This window comes from Citrobacter sp. Cf118 (assembly GCF_030334095.1).
In the GTDB taxonomy this organism is placed as follows: Bacteria; Pseudomonadota; Gammaproteobacteria; order Enterobacterales; family Enterobacteriaceae; genus Citrobacter; species Citrobacter freundii.
Genome location: NZ_JAOWES010000087.1, coordinates 235,609 through 253,148, shown reverse-complemented (window position 1 = coordinate 253,148; position 17,540 = coordinate 235,609). Strand labels below are relative to the sequence as shown.

General features: G+C 46.6%; 17 protein-coding genes. 9 read left to right on the top strand and 8 right to left on the bottom strand.

Going from position 1 to position 17,540, the window contains the following annotated elements; genetic code table 11:
- Nucleotides 1–54 precede the first annotated feature (54 nt).
- The 5 genes from OGX67_RS16435 to OGX67_RS16415 all read left to right on the top strand — a co-directional run bounded on the left by OGX67_RS16435 (nucleotide 55) and on the right by OGX67_RS16415 (nucleotide 4,452).
- Complete coding sequence (locus OGX67_RS16435; RefSeq protein WP_015979773.1) at nucleotides 55–279, top strand: major coat protein; 225 nt, start codon at nucleotides 55–57, stop codon at nucleotides 277–279.
- 67 nt (nucleotides 280–346) lie between these two features.
- Nucleotides 347–1,777: a phage attachment proteinphage attachment protein, G3P family gene (locus OGX67_RS16430; protein WP_286526840.1), complete on the top strand. Its 1,431-nt coding sequence runs from the start codon at nucleotides 347–349 to the stop codon at nucleotides 1,775–1,777.
- Nucleotides 1,778–1,779: 2 nt separating this feature from the next.
- Nucleotides 1,780–2,121: a minor coat protein gene (locus tag OGX67_RS16425; RefSeq protein ID WP_080330447.1), complete on the top strand. Its 342-nt coding sequence runs from the start codon at nucleotides 1,780–1,782 to the stop codon at nucleotides 2,119–2,121.
- Entirely contained in the window at nucleotides 2,121–3,182 is a 1,062-nt protein-coding gene (locus OGX67_RS16420; protein WP_200013487.1) for a zonular occludens toxin domain-containing protein, read from the top strand. Before OGX67_RS16425 ends, OGX67_RS16420 begins: the two co-directional genes overlap by 1 nt.
- A complete protein-coding gene (locus OGX67_RS16415) occupies nucleotides 3,163–4,452 on the top strand; it encodes a secretin GspD/PilQ domain-containing protein (RefSeq protein ID WP_227440782.1) in 1,290 nt (429 codons plus the stop codon). Before OGX67_RS16420 ends, OGX67_RS16415 begins: the two co-directional genes overlap by 20 nt.
- Before the next feature lie 328 nt (nucleotides 4,453–4,780).
- Here the strand turns inward: OGX67_RS16415 and OGX67_RS16410 are convergent, their stop codons facing one another.
- From OGX67_RS16410 to OGX67_RS16375, 8 genes are all read right to left on the bottom strand, one after another.
- A complete protein-coding gene (locus tag OGX67_RS16410) occupies nucleotides 4,781–4,936 on the bottom strand; it encodes a hypothetical protein (protein ID WP_157858749.1) in 156 nt (51 codons plus the stop codon).
- Between the two features lie 717 nt (nucleotides 4,937–5,653).
- On the bottom strand, nucleotides 5,654–6,124 hold the full coding sequence (locus OGX67_RS16405; protein WP_016150237.1) for a YqeJ family protein: 471 nt from the start codon (nucleotides 6,122–6,124) through the stop codon (nucleotides 5,654–5,656).
- Nucleotides 6,111–6,875, bottom strand: coding sequence for a winged helix-turn-helix domain-containing protein (locus tag OGX67_RS16400; protein ID WP_061548262.1), 765 nt, complete (start codon nucleotides 6,873–6,875; stop codon nucleotides 6,111–6,113). The genes OGX67_RS16405 and OGX67_RS16400 overlap by 14 nt, the downstream gene beginning before the upstream one ends.
- Nucleotides 6,876–6,930: 55 nt before the next feature.
- The gene (locus OGX67_RS16395; protein ID WP_032949285.1) at nucleotides 6,931–7,587 is read right to left on the bottom strand and encodes a fimbrial biogenesis chaperone; all 657 of its coding nucleotides are present in this window, start codon (nucleotides 7,585–7,587) and stop codon (nucleotides 6,931–6,933) included.
- Between the two features lie 7 nt (nucleotides 7,588–7,594).
- Nucleotides 7,595–8,938 (bottom strand): fimbrial protein, encoded by a 1,344-nt coding sequence (locus OGX67_RS16390; RefSeq protein ID WP_286526833.1) that lies wholly within the window; start codon nucleotides 8,936–8,938, stop codon nucleotides 7,595–7,597.
- Nucleotides 8,935–11,412 (bottom strand): fimbria/pilus outer membrane usher protein, encoded by a 2,478-nt coding sequence (locus OGX67_RS16385; RefSeq protein ID WP_286526831.1) that lies wholly within the window; start codon nucleotides 11,410–11,412, stop codon nucleotides 8,935–8,937. The genes OGX67_RS16390 and OGX67_RS16385 overlap by 4 nt, the downstream gene beginning before the upstream one ends.
- Nucleotides 11,399–12,076, bottom strand: coding sequence for a fimbrial biogenesis chaperone (locus OGX67_RS16380; RefSeq protein WP_502873749.1), 678 nt, complete (start codon nucleotides 12,074–12,076; stop codon nucleotides 11,399–11,401). The genes OGX67_RS16385 and OGX67_RS16380 overlap by 14 nt, the downstream gene beginning before the upstream one ends.
- Nucleotides 12,077–12,126: 50 nt before the next feature.
- Nucleotides 12,127–12,681 (bottom strand): fimbrial protein, encoded by a 555-nt coding sequence (locus OGX67_RS16375; protein WP_003019947.1) that lies wholly within the window; start codon nucleotides 12,679–12,681, stop codon nucleotides 12,127–12,129.
- Nucleotides 12,682–13,143: 462 nt separating this feature from the next.
- Between OGX67_RS16375 and OGX67_RS16370 the strand changes: the two genes are divergently transcribed.
- From OGX67_RS16370 to OGX67_RS16355, 4 genes are all read left to right on the top strand, one after another.
- Nucleotides 13,144–13,530 carry a hypothetical protein gene (locus OGX67_RS16370; protein ID WP_003019950.1) on the top strand — a complete coding sequence of 129 codons (387 nt, stop codon included), beginning with the start codon at nucleotides 13,144–13,146 and terminating at the stop codon, nucleotides 13,528–13,530.
- Between the two features lie 9 nt (nucleotides 13,531–13,539).
- Nucleotides 13,540–14,373 carry an AraC family transcriptional regulator gene (locus OGX67_RS16365; RefSeq protein ID WP_003019952.1) on the top strand — a complete coding sequence of 278 codons (834 nt, stop codon included), beginning with the start codon at nucleotides 13,540–13,542 and terminating at the stop codon, nucleotides 14,371–14,373.
- Nucleotides 14,374–14,530: 157 nt separating this feature from the next.
- Entirely contained in the window at nucleotides 14,531–15,997 is a 1,467-nt protein-coding gene (locus OGX67_RS16360; protein WP_257652050.1) for an amidohydrolase family protein, read from the top strand.
- Between the two features lie 86 nt (nucleotides 15,998–16,083).
- Nucleotides 16,084–17,523, top strand: coding sequence for a DHA2 family efflux MFS transporter permease subunit (locus OGX67_RS16355; protein WP_257652049.1), 1,440 nt, complete (start codon nucleotides 16,084–16,086; stop codon nucleotides 17,521–17,523).
- Nucleotides 17,524–17,540 lie beyond the last annotated feature (17 nt).

Genomic DNA, 17,540 nt, shown 5'->3' with positions numbered 1-17,540 from the left:
ATGGGTTATATCCCATTCTATTCTGGTGTTTAAAAAACTATCTGAGGTTTCAACATGAAAAAATCAGTCGTTGCAAAAATCATTGCTGGCTCAACTCTGGTTATTGGTTCATCTGCCTTTGCAGCAGATGATGCAACCAGTCAGGCTAAAGCTGCCTTTGATTCTTTAACCGCTCAGGCAACCGAAATGTCCGGGTACGCATGGGCGCTTGTTGTTCTTGTTGTTGGTGCTACGGTGGGAATTAAGCTCTTTAAGAAATTTGTAAGCCGCGCATCCTAATTCAACATTATTTCTCTTCAACCATTTATTTGGGTGGCGTCTGCCACCCTTTATTCAGGTAGCATAAATGAAGAAAATAATTATTGCTTTATTTTTTGCTCCTTTCTTTACCCATGCAACTACAGACGCTGAATGTTTAAGTAAACCTGCATTTGATGGCACATTAAGTAATGTCTGGAAAGAAGGAGACTCACGTTATGCAAATTTTGAAAACTGCATTTACGAACTTTCGGGTATTGGTATCGGTTATGATAATGATACTTCGTGGAATGGGCACTGGACGCCTGTTCGTGCTGCTGATGGCTCTGGCAATGGTGGTGATGATAATTCATCTGGCGGGGGTAGTAATGGAGACTCAGGAAACAATTCTACGCCAGATACAGTAACACCCGGGCAGACTGTGAATTTACCGTCTGACTTATCTACTCTGAGCATTCCTTCTAATGTGGTTAAATCTGACTCAATAGGTTCTCAGTTTTCGCTTTATACAAATGCCAATTGCACAATGTGTTCAGGGTATTATCTGTCTAACAATGCTGATTCAATTGTCATTGCTAACATTACGGAAACGGTAAAGTATGATTATAACCAGCCTGATATGTGGTTTGAGCAAACAGATAGTGACGGCAATCATGTTAAAATACTACAGAACAGTTATAAGGCTGTTTCTTATAATGTGGAATCAAAACAATCTGACGTGAATAACCCGACATACATTAACTATTCTTATTCCGTTAATGTAAAGCAGGTTTCCTATGACACATCAAACGTCTGCATAATGAACTGGGAAACTTTTCAGAATAAGTGTGATGCCTCACGTGCTGTTTTGATAACTGATTCGGTTACGCCATCTTATTCCAGAAATATAACAATACAGTCGAATATTAATTATCAGGGTGGCAATGGGGCAGGCGGGTCAGGCGGGTCAGGCGGGTCAGGCGGGTCAGGCGGGTCAGGCGGGTCAGGCGGGTCAGGCGGGTCAGGCGGGTCAGGCAATGATGGTGGCGGAACCGGGAATAATGGCAACGGAACCGGTGATTTTGATTACGTCAAAATGGCAAATGCCAATAAAGATGCACTGACTGAATCATTTGACTTGTCAGCTTTACAGGCCGATACAGGGGCATCTCTTGATGGTTCTGTACAGGGAACGCTGGATTCTTTAAGCGGATTTTCCGACAGCATTGGTGGGCTTGTTGGCAATGGGTCAGCTATTTCTGGTGAGTTTGCAGGTTCATCATCTGCGATGAATGCAATTGGTGAGGGTGATAAATCTCCTCTGCTGGACTCATTTCTGAAAGACGGATTATTTCCGACTTTACCTGAATTTAAACAATGTACGCCATTTGTATTTGCTCCCGGCAAAGAGTACGAGTTTATTATTGAGTGCAAATACATTGATATGTTTAAAGGTATTTTTGCTTTCATATTATATTTCTGGACGTTCGTTACTGTTTACGATTCTTTTTCTGGAGTATTACGTAAGGGAAGGGGGTAACTATGCCAGCTTTTCTTGGGCTTCCTGTTCTGGCAAGATTTATTGGATGGCTTGCAGGTGCTCTTATTGCATATGCTGCAAAGTTTTTTACATTGGGTATTGCCAGAATAGCACTTGCAATTTCGCTATTCCTTGGTCTCATTATCGGTCTGAATGGATTGTTAGTTTCCTATCTCTCAGATCTTACTTCTGTATTACCGCCTGAAATTGCCAGTGCAATTTCTTATGTTGTTCCTGCTAATGCAGCACCATGTTTGTATGCGATTTTTTCGCTTAAAGCAGCAGTTTTTATTTTTGACGTTAAAGACAGAATTATAGGATACCTTGACTGGAATAAATCATAATGGCTGTATATGTCGTAACGGGAAAGCTTGGAGCAGGTAAAACACTGGTCGCTGTCGGTAAAATCCAGGACAAAATTGTTTCTGGTTGCAGGGTGGCAACGAATCTCGACTTGCGCATTCATAAGTTACCGAGAGTGGGAATATTTGCAAAGTCACCGGATGTTATACGGATACCTGATAAACCCTCACTGGAGGATTTACTGGCAATCGGGAGAGGCAATAATTCCTATGATGAAAATAAAAATGGATTATTGGTTCTTGATGAGTGTGGAACATGGTTTAACTCACGCTCATGGGCTGATAAAGAAAGACAGTCCGTAATTAATTGGTTTTTACATGCCAGAAAACTGGGCTGGGATATTATTTTTCTTATTCAGGATTTATCCATCATGGATAAACAAGCTCGTGTGGCACTGGCCGAGCATGTTGTTTATTGCAGACGCCTCGATAAAATCACAATCCCATTCATTGGCTCACTTTATAGTGTAATAACGGGTTCAAAACTTCCGCTGCCAAAAGTACATGTCGGAATTGTTAAATATGGTGACTCTCCTCAGTCAATGACTGTAGAACGCTGGACTTATACGGGGCGAGATCTGTATGCCGCTTATGATACCAAACAGGCATTTTCAGACGCTTATGAGCATTCATCATTCTCATACCTGACACCATATCTTTCACATGGCAGGTATGCCGTAAAGAGGGACGCTACATTTTATATGAGACTTTCCAGAATCTATTTAAAGAAATATTCAAGAGTATTGTGCCTGTTTTGTGGTTTTGTATCAGCATTCGCATACCTCAGTCTGTCCAGACCGGAAGCGACAACTCAGATAAAACCAGCATCGCCGCAGATTATCACATCCCGTTATAAACCATCAGATTTGAAAATAACAACATCGTATCGAATGGGAAATACGGTTGGTTTTGAGTTTATGGATGCTAAGAAGCAAAAAATCGCATCTGACGATCTAATTAAAGACGGTTTCCGCATGGTCTATATAGCACCTTGCGCGGTAGAGCTTATTAAGGATGGGAAACATGAAAAAGTTACTTGCTAGTTTGCTTTGTGCATTGTCATTTCAGAGCTTTGCTATCCCTGTCGAACTGAATAACGCGCCAGTCAGGGAGTTTGTTTCATGGTATTCAAAAACAACCGGAAAGCCTGTGATTATTTCACCGGACGTAAAAGGGGAAATTACAGTTTACTCAGCGGATGTCACCAAGGATGAACTGTCTCAGTTTTTTACGTCGGTTCTCCGGGCGAACGGTTTTGACCTCAGTCCGGGTAATCCTGCTGTGGTTCAAAAGTTTAACCGTGATACGTATGAATATTCCGATTCATTCTCAGAGCCGGTTCCGGCATCCTCTTATGAGGGGGATGTTCCTCCGCCAACTGGAGAATTTTTCACTAAATCTGAGATGCGCGCCAATTTGATTACTCAGACGTATCCGGTCAATAACGTCAGAGCAAAGGATCTCGCACCAGTTATTGATATATTCCTGAAGGGGGAAAATATTGCAGGTACTAAAGTTTATCCTTTTGATGGAGCGAATATTCTTGCCGTAACGGCATCAGCATCACAACATAAAGAACTTGCAGCATTTTTTCCCTCTGTTGATGTGCCAAGAACGCAGGTTCTTGTTGAATCAGTTATTTTTGAAACAACGGCTTCCGATGGTTTTGATTTCTCCTTTGCAGCGGGAGATCCTTCCGGCAGTCCGGTGGCGGGAGGAATCAATACTGACCGCCTCACGTCCGTTTTATCCAGCACTGGCGGCTCCTTTGGTATTTTTAACGGCAACATTCTGGGGCTTAGCCTGAAAGCGCTTGAAACATCGAGCAAATCAACGCTTTTATCAATGCCGCGCATCCTGACTATGTCAGGCCAGCCAGGAACATTTACGGCAGGGCAAAATGTTCCATTTGTGACGGGACGGGTCACGGGAGAAGCTGCAAATGTTAATAATCCATTCCAGACGATCGAGCGTCATGATGTGGGGATCTCATTAAAGGTTGTTCCGGTCGTGACACCCGGAGGATTGTTAATCATGGATGTTTCAACAAATGCGGACAGTATTTCTGATTCGCAAACGGCTTCCGACATCATCACAAATACACGCTCAATTTCGACAACCGTTCAGCTAAAATCCGGCCAGACAGTTCTCCTCGGCGGGATGGTGGATAACAGGGAAAGCGACAGTGATTCATCTGTACCGTGGGTATCGAAAATTCCCTTAATTGGTGCGCTCTTCACGTCCAAAAGCTCAAATGCAAACAAGCGCACGCTGTACATTCTCATTCGCGCCCGCGTCGTTAACCTGCTTTAATCCCGGATCACCGGCGTTCTCCCTGCGCAGCGGGGGGAACGTTGGTGAGAAGGGCGCTCAGACAGGAAAGTCCCCCAGTGCATATCAGGTGGAACAAATCGCCTCTTATCTCTTTTTTAATTATCGGCAGGCGGAACAAATCACCGTGCAACATTCCTGACTCAAAGGTGGGGAGCTATGCCGTTAAGGCATGGCAATAAATCAGTAACCTAATAACCAATTGATAATATTATGTTTTTATAAACTTTTAAACTTGAAAGGTGGGGTGTTATGCCGTGGAACATAAGGAGAGGCAAAAATCAGGGGGGGAACAAATCGCCGCTTTCAGCTAATCAAGTGGATAGTTTTTTGCCTCATACTGCATAATCAGCGTAGACAGTTCATCCAGTTTTCTGGCTTCCTCAGAACCATCCGGCGGGTCGAGATCGTAAAGCGGTGAGACTTCTTTTAGAGCAGCGTAATATTCCTGTTCATTTTTTATCATGACGGAAGCGTTCCTTATGCTGATGGCAAGACGCCAGTTTTTCGCATGCGAAAAAAATTTCTTTTCAGAGCAGTAGTAAACAACCGTGAACCCTGACATGCCCACGAAACCCGGACTCATTTTGCGGCAAGAGACAAGTAAGGTGCATGAGCCATTGCATAACCGCAGAGCTTGTCCGTCCTATAACATCGCAGACGATTTGTCGTGTGTAACTGGTGAGGAAACAGTACGACCATCCGCTTTGCATAATTGCTTACGACTGCATGACGATAATAGGACAGAAGCAATTGTGGCTGCAAAGGCTTTGGCGTTCATGTTTTTAACAGTAACGCCGGGAAGTGACAAAACTTGTTTTGGTGCTGACCGGGGTTGGCCAAGCCGCGCAGTCATTAATTATAGGTTTGGGGCTAATCCGGCGCGGCAGCTTCACCAGAGCCGTCCTGACGGACGATGACCTGATGGCTGGGTTTTCCTGTGCCAGAATGCTGGATTCTCTCTTACGCCTTACTGGTGCGCATAATGTATATTATGTTAAATTGAATTTGAGCTGTATCAGGCTTCTAATCCCATGGACAAGTTCAGTCTTCACCCCTTCTGCTTTCTCTGTCGAATAACCAATCATGAAGGTCTGAGCAACAAAGTTCGCTCCTGCAGTTGAAATGCTTTGAGCACAAGCACTCTGTATGCAAATGCTATACAGAGTGCAATCTCAACGGTTTAACGCTGACAAAACACCGACGGCGAACGGCTGGTATAGAACTGCCATGTACTGCTGTTGAGTCGCAATATGCTGAAATAAAATGGTTCTTTGGGTTTAAGGAAAAAATCTGGCAACGTTCTCGCTAACAATGGATGAATGTTAGTGCCACCGGAACTTGAAGCGACATTTCCGGACTCCATAAAGTAATCATCATCCTTGCGAGTAAAGGTAAACCAGACATTTTGATTTACCGCCAGCTTTTCACCGTTATTATCAGTGATTTTTCCGCGTAAAATAGCCACCCCATTGCTGCCATTAAAAACGTACCTGACTGAAATATCACCACGAATATCTGGATACTCCATTACTAATTCTCCGGAGCAATCAAAATGTGACCGCTGCCAGTTTTGTAACGTCATCGTGACAGCAATTGTTAACGCTACTGCTAAGATGATGCCAACACACCATTTTATATTACGTCCCCACATGTCTGGACTCCGCGAAATAATAATGGGTCACACAATCATTATCCTGCCAGCGGCTAAATTGCTTTCGACAAGTTAATGCGGAGATCCGCGGGAAATTAGGATACAGCGTGAGATAAACCCAGGGATAGCTTTGACAATCCAGCGTACTTGTTTTGATAAACTGCTGGTGCTGATCAAATTTAAGCACATCCTGATTGGCGTACCAGTGGCATCCCTCCCCTACGCCTAAAGACACATAACGACTGAGTCTGGGATCAAACTGTGCCTCCCAGGTCACTATTGCGGCTATAACGCAGCACACAACCCCCGCCAGAATCCAGCACAGTGAGCGCATACGCAGTGATTTTGTCACTGTATTTACCGACGTTACCGATGGCGTGACAGAGAGCTCGCTAAGCGGTTCTTCAATCTTCTGTTCCAGCACTTCCAGTTGTGGCTCCAGGCGGATCCCGACTTTCGGTACGGTTACGATAAGTTCTTCATTCAGGCTAAGTTCTTTAAACGCGCGACGAAGCAAGGAAATATTCTGATAGAACGTATTATTGGTGACCTGCGCACCGTTAATATACCAGACATGCTCAAAGAAATAATCACGTTCAATAACCTGCCCCTGTTGTTGAATTAATAAAAGTAAACAACGGGTTGCCGGATTGCTTAATGTTATACGTTTGGTCTCATCCGATTTCGCGTAGAGTACGTTCCGCTCTGGCCAGAATACAACGGTACTGTTAAGCAAAAACACGTGTGCCATTATGTTCCCTGAATATGGATTTTTGTCAATTTAGCTAGAGCGAGCACTGCCAGCGTTAATTTACGACAGTTGAAAATCCCCAACGATTTCCTTCATCGTTAATCACAGTAAAGTTTATCTTATTATTCAGCATTTCAGGAGGTGCTGACTTAAAAATTACCTGCCGGGAACGCGGTGAAACCACTATTCCAGTTATGGAATAGTCTCCTGAAGCTACATTAGCCAGAGATATGTTCCAGGAACTCTGATTAACAGCGTAAATCCCCCCGTTTTCATGGTGAAAACTCAGAAGATTGATGCTTTTTTCAGTCAACACACCTGTGTTTTTCGGTCTCCATAGGACTTTTAGCTGATTTCTTAACGTTAAGCGCACTTTTTCACCAGTTGAGCTATTTTTCAACTCCGCTGGAACCTGGTACACGTTGAGCCAGAATAACGACTCATAATCGTTGGCAAGCCCCGCCCCAGTCGTCATCACCTTTATCTCGCGTTGTTCACCGGGGAGAATTTTTAGCACCGGGGGAAGCACGATAAAAGGCGAACTGGCCTGTGATGGCCCTTTCTCTGGCGTGCCGTCATCTACCCAACTTTGAACCACCACGGGATAATTACCATCGTTGACTAACATCACCGAGCGTTGAGTCTCTCCGTGGTTGAAAATGACCCGAGTAGTACTGATGTTAACCGCCGCATGTAGGCCAAATGCCAGCATCCAGAGGCTACTGAATACGCAATAAAACTTGTACATGTGACTGGTAGCCCCCCGCCGTTAACGTATCTGCACCAAAACTTGCCAGACGAGCTTCGAAGCTTTCGCTGTAGTAATTGATGCCATCCTGGCTGCCATTTTGCTGCGTATTGCTGCCAATGACTGGCATCCAGCCGCCTTCGCTACCGCTGCCGACAGTTGATACCGCCATAAAATTCACCGGATTACCCGCACGGTAAACACGCACGCCAACGCCGCGAGCCCGCCCGGGAGCGCCATATTGCGTATCTAATAGCCAGGTTACGGTTTTACCAGTAATCAAATTAAAACCCCAGGCGCTGTTGACGCTGCTTTCCGGTGCAAGCAGCCCCATTGCGACATTGCTCTTCCCGGTCGCAACACCGGAAACCACCGTTGATTCGCAGGCAAATCCTATCTGGAAGGGCGCTGATGAATACTCCCCCTGCTTGAGCTGGGCCATGGAAATTGGCGGCAGATGCACAACGGGCGTAAAATCGGTAACCTGACACATTGCTGCACGTTTGACGAAGATCCCGTTATTGTACAGGCTAATCACTGACGGCCAGTCATTCGCCCAGCCAGCCCAGTTTCCTCCACGGTGCGGCTGACCTATCTTGATACCCCACGAAGTTGTACCGGGCCCACGAAAAACCACGTAAGCATTGGGATTCACATAACTATTGTAAGTAGCAGACTGCGCCTGGTTGGCGTAGTAGCGTGTATCCAGTGTTTTAATCAACTCGGCACTTATCGTCGAGAAGTTCTTGGCCTTAATCAGGAAGTTGCCATTGGTGTCAAGATCCAGGTTTTCCAGTGGGCGTTGCTGCCAGCTGTCGGTAAAGACGCTGCCTGTCGCATCGTGCGTCAAGCGTAATGCGACGTTTTTCATGATGGTCAGATACGCGCCAGGTACATCCGTTGCTTCATACCAGCCAGCCACGGTGTCATCGCCGTTAGTTGACCAGGCTTCATAGAGTTGCCCGGCGGTGTCCGGTGTACAACGGAAAAATACCTGCTCAGGATCGTAACCGCCGCCTTTATGAGCATAAGTGGTAAAAGGGATCCCGCCGCTGGAGGTCAGGATCGTCCCTGCCGGCTGAAAACTGCTATTACTGGTGATATCGACAGACTTACTCAATCCCGGCAATAGCCCGTTCCAGGCATCGTTGCCGCCGCCGGAGCGCCAGTCATTGGCAATGCCGTCCGTACTTGCACTAAGCCTGTGCGTACCTTGTGCGCCACTACTTCCTGATTTATATGGATAAATAATGTATTCACAGGCGGCCTGTATCTGACAAGAAAACAGCGCCAGAACCAGAAAAAATAGTCTCATGAGCGCCCTTTTGTTACGCAAGCTACCGTTAATGCAATTAACGGTTCTGTACGTTGTTGTTGGGTAAGTTTCCACGGCAACGAACAATCACTGCTTTCCAGCATCAATAGTCCCTCTTCTTCTTCAACGCGGGCATATACCTGGTTCGCCTGGGCAACCATCCCGACTACACGACCTCGACCGTCGGTCACTGCCGCTCCCATCGGTAACGTCACGTCACTCTTCACAGTGATGAGTAACGGATAGCCAGAGAGCGTTGCAAAACGCAGTTTTACTGCGGCCCCCGCCATTGGCGCAATGCGCCGTTGACTCTCCTGAAGCTCTGCGTTGGTGTTCATTCCGCTACCGTCGAGAGTCACATTGTTAAAGCGATAAGGTGTCAATGAGGGGACCAGCGCATAACCCCCACTGTTCACAGTTGCACCCTGGCCACCCCCGACTCTGGCTCCCGCAGCGCCTGGCGCTTCCACCAGGGCAAATGTGTCGCCAACCCACGGGCCGGCAACAATGCCATGGCGATGTACAACAAGCGCCCCGCGTACCCCTGCAGACCATTGCTGATAGTTTTGTGACTGTGAGACGCTGCCGTTTAGCGTGCCGAAAGCCGTATTTTTTTGCAGTGAACCACCCCAGTCGGTCACGCTGTTTGACTCACCTTGCCCCTGTTGCCAGCCAGTGGACAGCGCGTAATTAAGGGTTTCATCCTGATCAAGCGCACCAGACAATGCCAACTGCGCATTGCGCCCAGCCTGTTGAGCCTGACTCGCCGACAGCGCCAGCGTATGCTCACGTTCACCTATACCCAAAGGCATTGAGAGGGTAAGCGTTGCCATGTTTTCTTTTTGCACTTGTGAACGGTCGCCGTTACGCCACCAGGTGTCCTGTCGGCTGAATGACATACCTAACGTCATTCGTCCAAAGGTGGTGTTATACCCAGCCTGCAACTGAGTGCTGCTGCCACGGTCACTGTAGTAATCCATCATTGATCCCGACAGCCATAGGTTTCCGTAGCTGCTCAACGTTTGGTTCACCGTAACGGTAAACTGGTTTTTTTGACGCAGCGTATCCGAGCGCCATTGCGCATTGCTTCCGCTGACGCTTCGCTCACCCAGAACGTCACCGTAGTCACGATACCCTTCTGTGGAATAGCGATAACCCGCCAGCGCGACGTGAGTTCCTATCGGAGTGAACGTTTTGCTCCAGTTGGTTTGCAGCCGCCAGCCACTCATGGTTTGAGAAGCAATCCGGGCCCGCGAACCGGTAACATCGACACCAAAAGCGCCCATCGACGTTGCCAGAACGCCTCCCATCAGGAGTGCCTGATAGTCGTCGCCGATCCGCAAAGCGCCATTAGCGGTCAGGAGATTCGTCATCCCGCGCTCAAGCGTGAAATCGGTAAACAGACCATCGGCGGCGCTGTAATCCCGGGTCTTACCTGCCACCAGACCGTAGCGCCAGACGCCGGGACGCAGTGATAAAGGTACGCTGGCATATGGCACGGTATAGCTACTCTTTTTGTTATCGGCGCCGGTGATTTCAACTTGTAAATCACCGTCCCAGGCTGTATTCGGCAAATCATCAAGTACAAAAGGGCCTTGTGGTACGCTGGTTTCGTAAAGCGTTCGACCATTCTGCTTGACCACAACGCGTGAAGGTGTAGATGCCGTACCACGAATTTCTGGGGCGTAGCCGCGTCGCGACTGTGGCCACATTCGTTGATCGGTTTCCAGTTTGACACCTGTAAACGCCATACTGCCAAGCAGATTTCCCGAGGTGTAGCTTTCGCCTACCGTCAGTAAACTTTCCAGAGATGCGACAGGGTGTTGAAGCCAGGTTTGCAGCGCATCCCAGCGTTGGCTTTCTCGATCGCCATCGCGCCGCCAGTTGGCAGACGACTGTTGGCGAAATTGCCAACTCCCCATGTTGAAGCCGCTGCTCAGTCCCAGCCAACCGTAATCACTTTGCTGACCGTTATTTTTATTGTGATAGGCGTGCAGATTGTAGTTACTGAACAACACGCTCTCGCCGCTTTGCCACTGCGACGGCGGTACATAATCCATGGGGGGACGTTTTAATGCTGCCTGAGGAACGCTAAGATTCAGACGCAATAAGCTCTGGTCAAAATCCCAGCGTCCACCGCTGATCCGAGCTTCAGGGGCGAAGCAATCCTGCGCTTGTTCCGACGCTGCTGTTACGCCCTGTTCATCCCAGAATTTCGCCGGAAGACAGGGTTCGGTACGCCCTGCTGTATTCTGGCGAAACAACACATCATCCCGCCCTACATACCGTCCATTGAGCCAGATATCCACGCTATAACGTCCCGCGACCACCGCATCCGGATCGTTGAGCATTGCCAGGCTTTTTTCGTAACCACTCCCAAGCAACAATGTTTCGTCAAAGGTGTAATCGCTGGCAAAAACAGGCATCGCAGCGGGCAAAAAAAGCCACCACCAGCGTGGATTAGTTTCGGACATTGTCCTGTTTCTCCAATGCCACGCGCCCGCTTAATGAGGCTCCCTGATCGTTAATCCAGCGCATATGCGCGTCGTTCAATTGCGGAATTTTTGCAGGCCACGACATTGTCGCCCACGGTGCGATCGTTTCGCTCTGAATGCGCTGTTTTTTTCCCGCACCGCTGACGTCAAGTGACGAGAGCGCAAGATAGAAACCACTGTTATTGCGTAAATGCAGCTTGCCATTCTGCAGCCAGACCCGGCTGGTGTTCGCCATCTCCAGCGGCGAACCCACCAGCCCTGTGGGTCTGACCAATACTTTTACGCGACTACGTACCAGCACCAGAAGCTGGTTATCGTTTTGCGCATCCTTACTTATGGGCGGGATCTGAATGAAGTTAAACCACCATAGCGATTCCCTGTCCTGTGCAACGGGTTTGCCGATGTAACGCAGCCGCACAGTTTGCCCCGCGTGGGCCGCCATCCGAAAGACCGGTGGCGTGGTGACAAAAGGAGCGGCCGCAGTTTGTGGTACTGATTGTGCATCGCCATCATCAAGCCAAACCTGAACGACACCAGGGACGTCGCCGCGATTAGTTAATTGCACACTGACTTCCCGGCTGTCTGCCGGATAGATTATCCGGTTGCCAGTCATCACTATGCTTGCCTGCACGCAGAAGCACATCATCATTCCAGCTAAACCAATAGCCAATCCTTTCATCACGCAGATCTCGCTTACAAATAGGAAATGGCGTATTGCACAGTGCCGACAACTGTCCCGGCGGTTGCCCCACCGTTCGGGCTAAAATACTGCACGGCAAAGTCGTGCTCACCGGACGTATTTCCGGCCGCAACGGTGATTCCTGCAACTGGAGTTCCAGTACGCAAATCAATCGGCGTAGTGCCCGCGCTATCGGTCAGCAGTTGTAATTCAACATTTTGCGCTGTACCCGTATTAGCCAGGTTTCCACGCTCGGTCATATTATTTGCAACGAAGACGGTTTTAATATCCAACGCATTAGAATCAACAGTACAACCAGTAACGCCGAGGGTGAATGTTGTCAGGCCTGCTGAAGATGCTGCTGCCGCGAGATCGCTTTTCGCAACCGACGGCAGTAATACTACCGGTCGTGCATTTACACCGTTAACCGTGACCTCGCAAGTTTGTTCGGTCACTTCGCCTTTAAAGGTGATGGTATTTGCTGAATCAGCATACGCTATCTGCGCAAACAATAACGCAAGGCCACCAGCTGCAAATATGTAACTGGTATGAGGATTATTGATTTTCATATTGTCTGTCCTTAATTAATAAATACATCGGTATCGTAATAAATAATTCAATAGTCCCTCTCCGCTGAGAGCGGAGTATTTATTGAGGGATACAGCGACGCCAGTAATGTCTTATGACTCCGTAGGATTAACCCTACGATGATTGCTAGTTTAAGAATAATCCCAGAGATTAAAACCTTTGTTTTCTCAAATCATATCAAGTCAATCTTAAGTAAGAAAAACAAACCATAAAATCTTTATATCTTATTGTTTTTATTGAGCTAATGCGATTGTGGTGTGATTAAGAAAATTTTTCTTAAATGCGTGAAAGCAGATGAATTCACAGATTTTCCTCTTCCCCTACGCACCTAAAGCAACATTTCTGGCTTGACTGAAGAATTTTTTGTCCCTTCTCTCTAATGATTTTGTCGTGGCAGGTATCTATGATTACATCATCACTAACGAAACATTTCAGGACCTAACATGAAAATTAACACCGATGATTTCCCGCGAGTCAGAATGGATTATTCAATAGAGTCAGATGCGTCTTCAAATGACATTCTGATTGCAATTTCAAAACTTTTACAAAAAAAACAGCCCTTTGTTTTTATCTGTAGCGGATTACCGACTGAAAGCAATAAAGAAAATGATGATGTTAATGAACGCCGCAAGATTACTACCTGGATGAAGGACAATAAAGCTGCTATTGGCCAACTGATTAAAGGCCATATTCATATCATTCCAGAGACTACTAAGCGCACAGAACTGGAAAGCTTTTCAGTAACCTTCGAAAGATTCTGGGGGTATCCTATGTTTATTGTTGCCACTGAAAACGAGGCCAGAGAGAAAGCTAACGCCCTTCTCTGCTAAGGAATACTGATGTTTATATTTAAGGTTGAGCCAACGTACGTGGAAGAGTTAGTGCAGCCAGTCGTGGTAATTGGTCTCGGTATGGTGACGGAACAATGGGAATTGCCGTTTCACAGTCATAACAAAGCTGAACTTTTATTTGCTGATACCGGGCTTATCACCTTAGAAACTGAACATGATTTGTGGATCGTCCCGCCTCAGGGGGCCGTATGGATACCTGGCGGACTCAGGCATCGGGCAAAATGTAGCGGAAACCCTCGTGGATTTGTGGTGTTCATAGAGCCTGGTACGGTGGAGAATTTACCTGAAACATGCTGCACAATGTCGGTGTCCCCCTTTCTGCGCGCCTTGCTTGAGCGAACTGCCGCGCTGCCGCAAAATTATTCGCATGAGAGCGCGGCATCGCGTCTGATAGCCGTTCTGTTAGATGAGATCATTGCAGCGCCGTTGGAATGGCTTCATCTTCCTATGCCAACTGACACACGCTTGCTGGCGCTGGCAAATACTATGCTGTCATTACCCTCTGAGCGGATAACGCTTGCGCAATGGGCTTGTCGGTTGAATATGAGCGAAAGGAACTTATCCCGGCTTTTTGCCAAAGAAACGGGATTTAGTATAAATCGCTGGCGCCGTCAGATGCACATTGTGAAAGCATTGCCATTACTGGCGCAAGGGCTATCGATACAGGTGATCGCGGATCAACTGGGTTATGAAAGCTCCGGAGCTTTTGTCACAATGTTTCGTAAAGCAACCGGCACACCTCCTCGTCGATTTATGGCTGAAAGGATGGCTGATATTCATTCACCTTTAAATATTCCTGCAGGTGGTTTTTACGAATACTAACGATGATTATCTGTATTTATACATGATAACCACTCCCTTCATTTTACATTGCTGAATATAAACCCAGCACACATATTATCTATTGCAATAAAAACTCTTCGTTTTAAGTAATGTGAGTTTTTATTGTTATGGTTATTTTTATAAGTCAGGAGGAAAAATGGAGTTGCACAAGAAAGTTATTCGTGGTGGTATTTATATTACAATGGATGCGAATATTGGTGATATTAAGAATGGAGCTGTATTGCTTGAGGGGAATATCATCAAAGAAATTAGCCACTCTGAACATGCTTTTGATCATCATCAGGATGCTGAGTTTATAGACGCACATGGCGCTATCGTTATGCCGGGCATGGTAGATGCACATCGACATAACTGGATGTCGCTTTTCCGTGGTGTTTCTACAGAAGAGTCATTACCTGCCTTTTTAATCAATACATTCTACGCGTTTGGAGGGGTATTTACAGCCTCAAATATGTATGCGGCAGCATTATCAGGAAATATCAATGCTATTAACGCAGGTACCACAACAGTCTATGAAATTAACGATTGTGTGAATACGCCTGACCATGCTTTTAATGCTATTCAGGGGATGAAGGACAGCGGAATTCGTGGCATCTATGCCTATGGTATGCAGGTCTATAACTTTGAACCGTCCGGTTTTAAATCTCAGGAAGATCGTCTCGACATGGCCAGGCACCTATCCTGTACGCAATTCAACAGACAGGATCGTCTTGGCATGGGGATGTTGATTTCCGACCTCGGCACAGTCCCGTTTGCTCATTCGGCCCAGCAAATCAGGCTCACTGATGAGTTGGGAATCAAATGTGTTTCTCATACTGGCGCAGCCAAAACCTCAATTCTGTTACGCGGTTTGAGAGAGTTGGATGATCATGGTTTATTACGCCCCGGCCATCTGCACGCTCACAGTAATGGTTTAACAGGCGAAGACTGGAAACTGATTGCCCAAACCGGCGGATACGTGGTCAGTACGCCATCAAGCGAACTGCAAATGGGCATGGGTTTTTTACCATACCGGGCATGCGTTGAACATGATATCCCCTTCGGTCTTGGCACGGATCTCACGGGCGTTACAACTGATGATCTGTTTACACAAATGAATATTGCACTCCAAATTGAACGTGCTCTGGCGAATGACCAAATTCACCAGCGTGACAGTATGCCTTTTGAGATCACCCCGACCGTTCGTGATGCGCTTTACTGGGCAACGATGGGGGGCGCAAAAGTGATGGGGCTTGCTGATGAGATTGGCTCGCTGAGCGTCGGTAAGAAGGCAGATCTAATTATCATTCGCCATAGGGAAGGTTTTGTTCCGATGATGAATTATGCTGGCGGTGTCGTACAAATGACCCACAGCAACGATGTTGATACTGTCATTGCCGATGGCGTTATTCGTAAACGTCACGGAAAACTATGTGGTTACGACCTGGCTAAAGTTGAAACGCTTGCACAAAGCGCATTTGATAGCCTTGCCAAAAAATCGAAATCTTTTAATACGCTGGCGGCCAGTGATATTGAGAAATTTTTCCGACTGGCTGAGCGTAAAGCATCGTATCATTTCGCACAGGCTTACAGTAAAGAGTATTTTGATCGTACATTGAATTAATAATTCACCCTGCTTTCACGCCATTCGTGTATTCGGATGGCGTTATTTTATATCTATTGATGACTTTCTGAATAAATGTGAAAACAATGAAATTAAGAAGACCAGAAAAAGAAGTGCACTCACCAGTACTGATGTTGAGTACCCTGATGCTTGGCGTATTTACAGGATTATTCAGTGAAACAGCGCTAAACATGGCATTAACCCAATTAATGCATGAATTTTCCGTGGTTGCAGGCGTTGCGGAATGGTTGGTTACAGGGTATTTATTGACGCTGGCCGTATTCATGCCGGCGTCAATCATATTGATGAAGTGGTTCAGTACCCGGTCATTAATCATCATTGCGATTTCACTCTCTTTTCTGGGGTGCCTGATTTCAGGTGTCTCAGAAAACATGATGATGTTAATGACCGGGCGTATTGTTCAGGCTATTGGCACCGCGATACTGCTACCCGTGCTGATGAGCGCGGCCTTACTTATTTTTCCGTTACATCATTGTGGAAAAGTAATGGGAGTAGTCGGTGTTTCTATTACTCTGGCGCCCGCGTTAGGACCAACAATATCAGGATTAATTATTACCGTGCTGAACTGGCGGGCGATATTTTTTATATGTGCTTCAATGTATATCGCAGCATTACTACTGGCCATTGTTGCAGCAGAAAATGTTGGGGATATTACACATCCGCGCATTGATGTGATATCGCTATTATTATCATCCATCGGGTTTGGCGGCATCATCTGCGGGTTGGCTGCGTTGTCTGAAAATCCTGCGTCATCAGTCCACTTCTGGGGCGTTTTCCTGATGGGAATTCTGTGCCTTATCGCATTGTTCTGGCGACAAACCAGAATTCGTTATCCATTGATCAACACAAAAATATTCTCATGCCCGATATTTACAGTCGGCTCGCTTATCATGATGATGAGCATAATGAGCGTACTTGCCACCGCGATTATATTGCCCATCTATTTTATTGATGTCCTGGTAATGCAACCTGCTATGGCCGGTCTGATTTTACTGCCGGGTAACATCGTGAATGTTCTCTTTTCCCCGCTGATTGGTGCCCTCTATAACCGCTATGCGATGAGACCTTTTATTGTCCTTGGTTCTCTGTGCCTCGCATTGAGTGCAACGATATTCCTTATAATTACTCATGGATTCGCAGAAAAATGGGCGATTGCCTCCGCATTTATGCTGTTATGTTTTGGTGTAACGTGCATTATCATGCCGGTACAAACAGCAGCTTTGAGTTCTTTGCCTAAATCTTTATATTCTGATGGTACATCTGTCTGGAATACGTTGTATCAAATCTCCGGTGCTGCCGGAGCCTCGATCGCAATCAGCCTGATGTCATCTTTTACCGCAAGAGCGATGAATGGGAAAGCCGGTACACCTGAGATTTTCGCCTTATCATCAGGAATTCATTCGGTATTTTATTTTATTTTATTCCTGGGGATCGCTTCATTAGTTGTATCATTCTGGTTACGAGAGCCACAACAAAGAACCTCATCCGATACATTAATCAACTGATATTGTTACTGTTTTTA

Bases quoted from the DNA above. Each gene is read 5' to 3' on its own strand.
- OGX67_RS16355 (WP_257652049.1), top strand. From the start codon at position 16,084: ATGAAATTAAGAAGACCAGAAAAAGAAGTGCACTCACCAGTACTGATG.
- OGX67_RS16430 (WP_286526840.1), top strand. From the start codon at position 347: ATGAAGAAAATAATTATTGCTTTATTTTTTGCTCCTTTCTTTACCCAT.
- OGX67_RS16420 (WP_200013487.1), top strand. From the start codon at position 2,121: ATGGCTGTATATGTCGTAACGGGAAAGCTTGGAGCAGGTAAAACACTG.
- OGX67_RS16410 (WP_157858749.1), bottom strand. From the start codon at position 4,936: ATGATAAAAAATGAACAGGAATATTACGCTGCTCTAAAAGAAGTCTCA.
- OGX67_RS16405 (WP_016150237.1), bottom strand. From the start codon at position 6,124: ATGTGGGGACGTAATATAAAATGGTGTGTTGGCATCATCTTAGCAGTA.
- OGX67_RS16385 (WP_286526831.1), bottom strand. From the start codon at position 11,412: ATGTCCGAAACTAATCCACGCTGGTGGTGGCTTTTTTTGCCCGCTGCG.
- OGX67_RS16435 (WP_015979773.1), top strand. From the start codon at position 55: ATGAAAAAATCAGTCGTTGCAAAAATCATTGCTGGCTCAACTCTGGTT.
- OGX67_RS16360 (WP_257652050.1), top strand. From the start codon at position 14,531: ATGGAGTTGCACAAGAAAGTTATTCGTGGTGGTATTTATATTACAATG.
- OGX67_RS16400 (WP_061548262.1), bottom strand. From the start codon at position 6,875: ATGGCACACGTGTTTTTGCTTAACAGTACCGTTGTATTCTGGCCAGAG.
- OGX67_RS16395 (WP_032949285.1), bottom strand. From the start codon at position 7,587: ATGCTGGCATTTGGCCTACATGCGGCGGTTAACATCAGTACTACTCGG.
- OGX67_RS16365 (WP_003019952.1), top strand. From the start codon at position 13,540: ATGTTTATATTTAAGGTTGAGCCAACGTACGTGGAAGAGTTAGTGCAG.
- OGX67_RS16415 (WP_227440782.1), top strand. From the start codon at position 3,163: ATGAAAAAGTTACTTGCTAGTTTGCTTTGTGCATTGTCATTTCAGAGC.
- OGX67_RS16370 (WP_003019950.1), top strand. From the start codon at position 13,144: ATGAAAATTAACACCGATGATTTCCCGCGAGTCAGAATGGATTATTCA.
- OGX67_RS16380 (WP_502873749.1), bottom strand. From the start codon at position 12,076: ATGTGCTTCTGCGTGCAGGCAAGCATAGTGATGACTGGCAACCGGATA.
- OGX67_RS16425 (WP_080330447.1), top strand. From the start codon at position 1,780: ATGCCAGCTTTTCTTGGGCTTCCTGTTCTGGCAAGATTTATTGGATGG.
- OGX67_RS16390 (WP_286526833.1), bottom strand. From the start codon at position 8,938: ATGAGACTATTTTTTCTGGTTCTGGCGCTGTTTTCTTGTCAGATACAG.
- OGX67_RS16375 (WP_003019947.1), bottom strand. From the start codon at position 12,681: ATGAAAATCAATAATCCTCATACCAGTTACATATTTGCAGCTGGTGGC.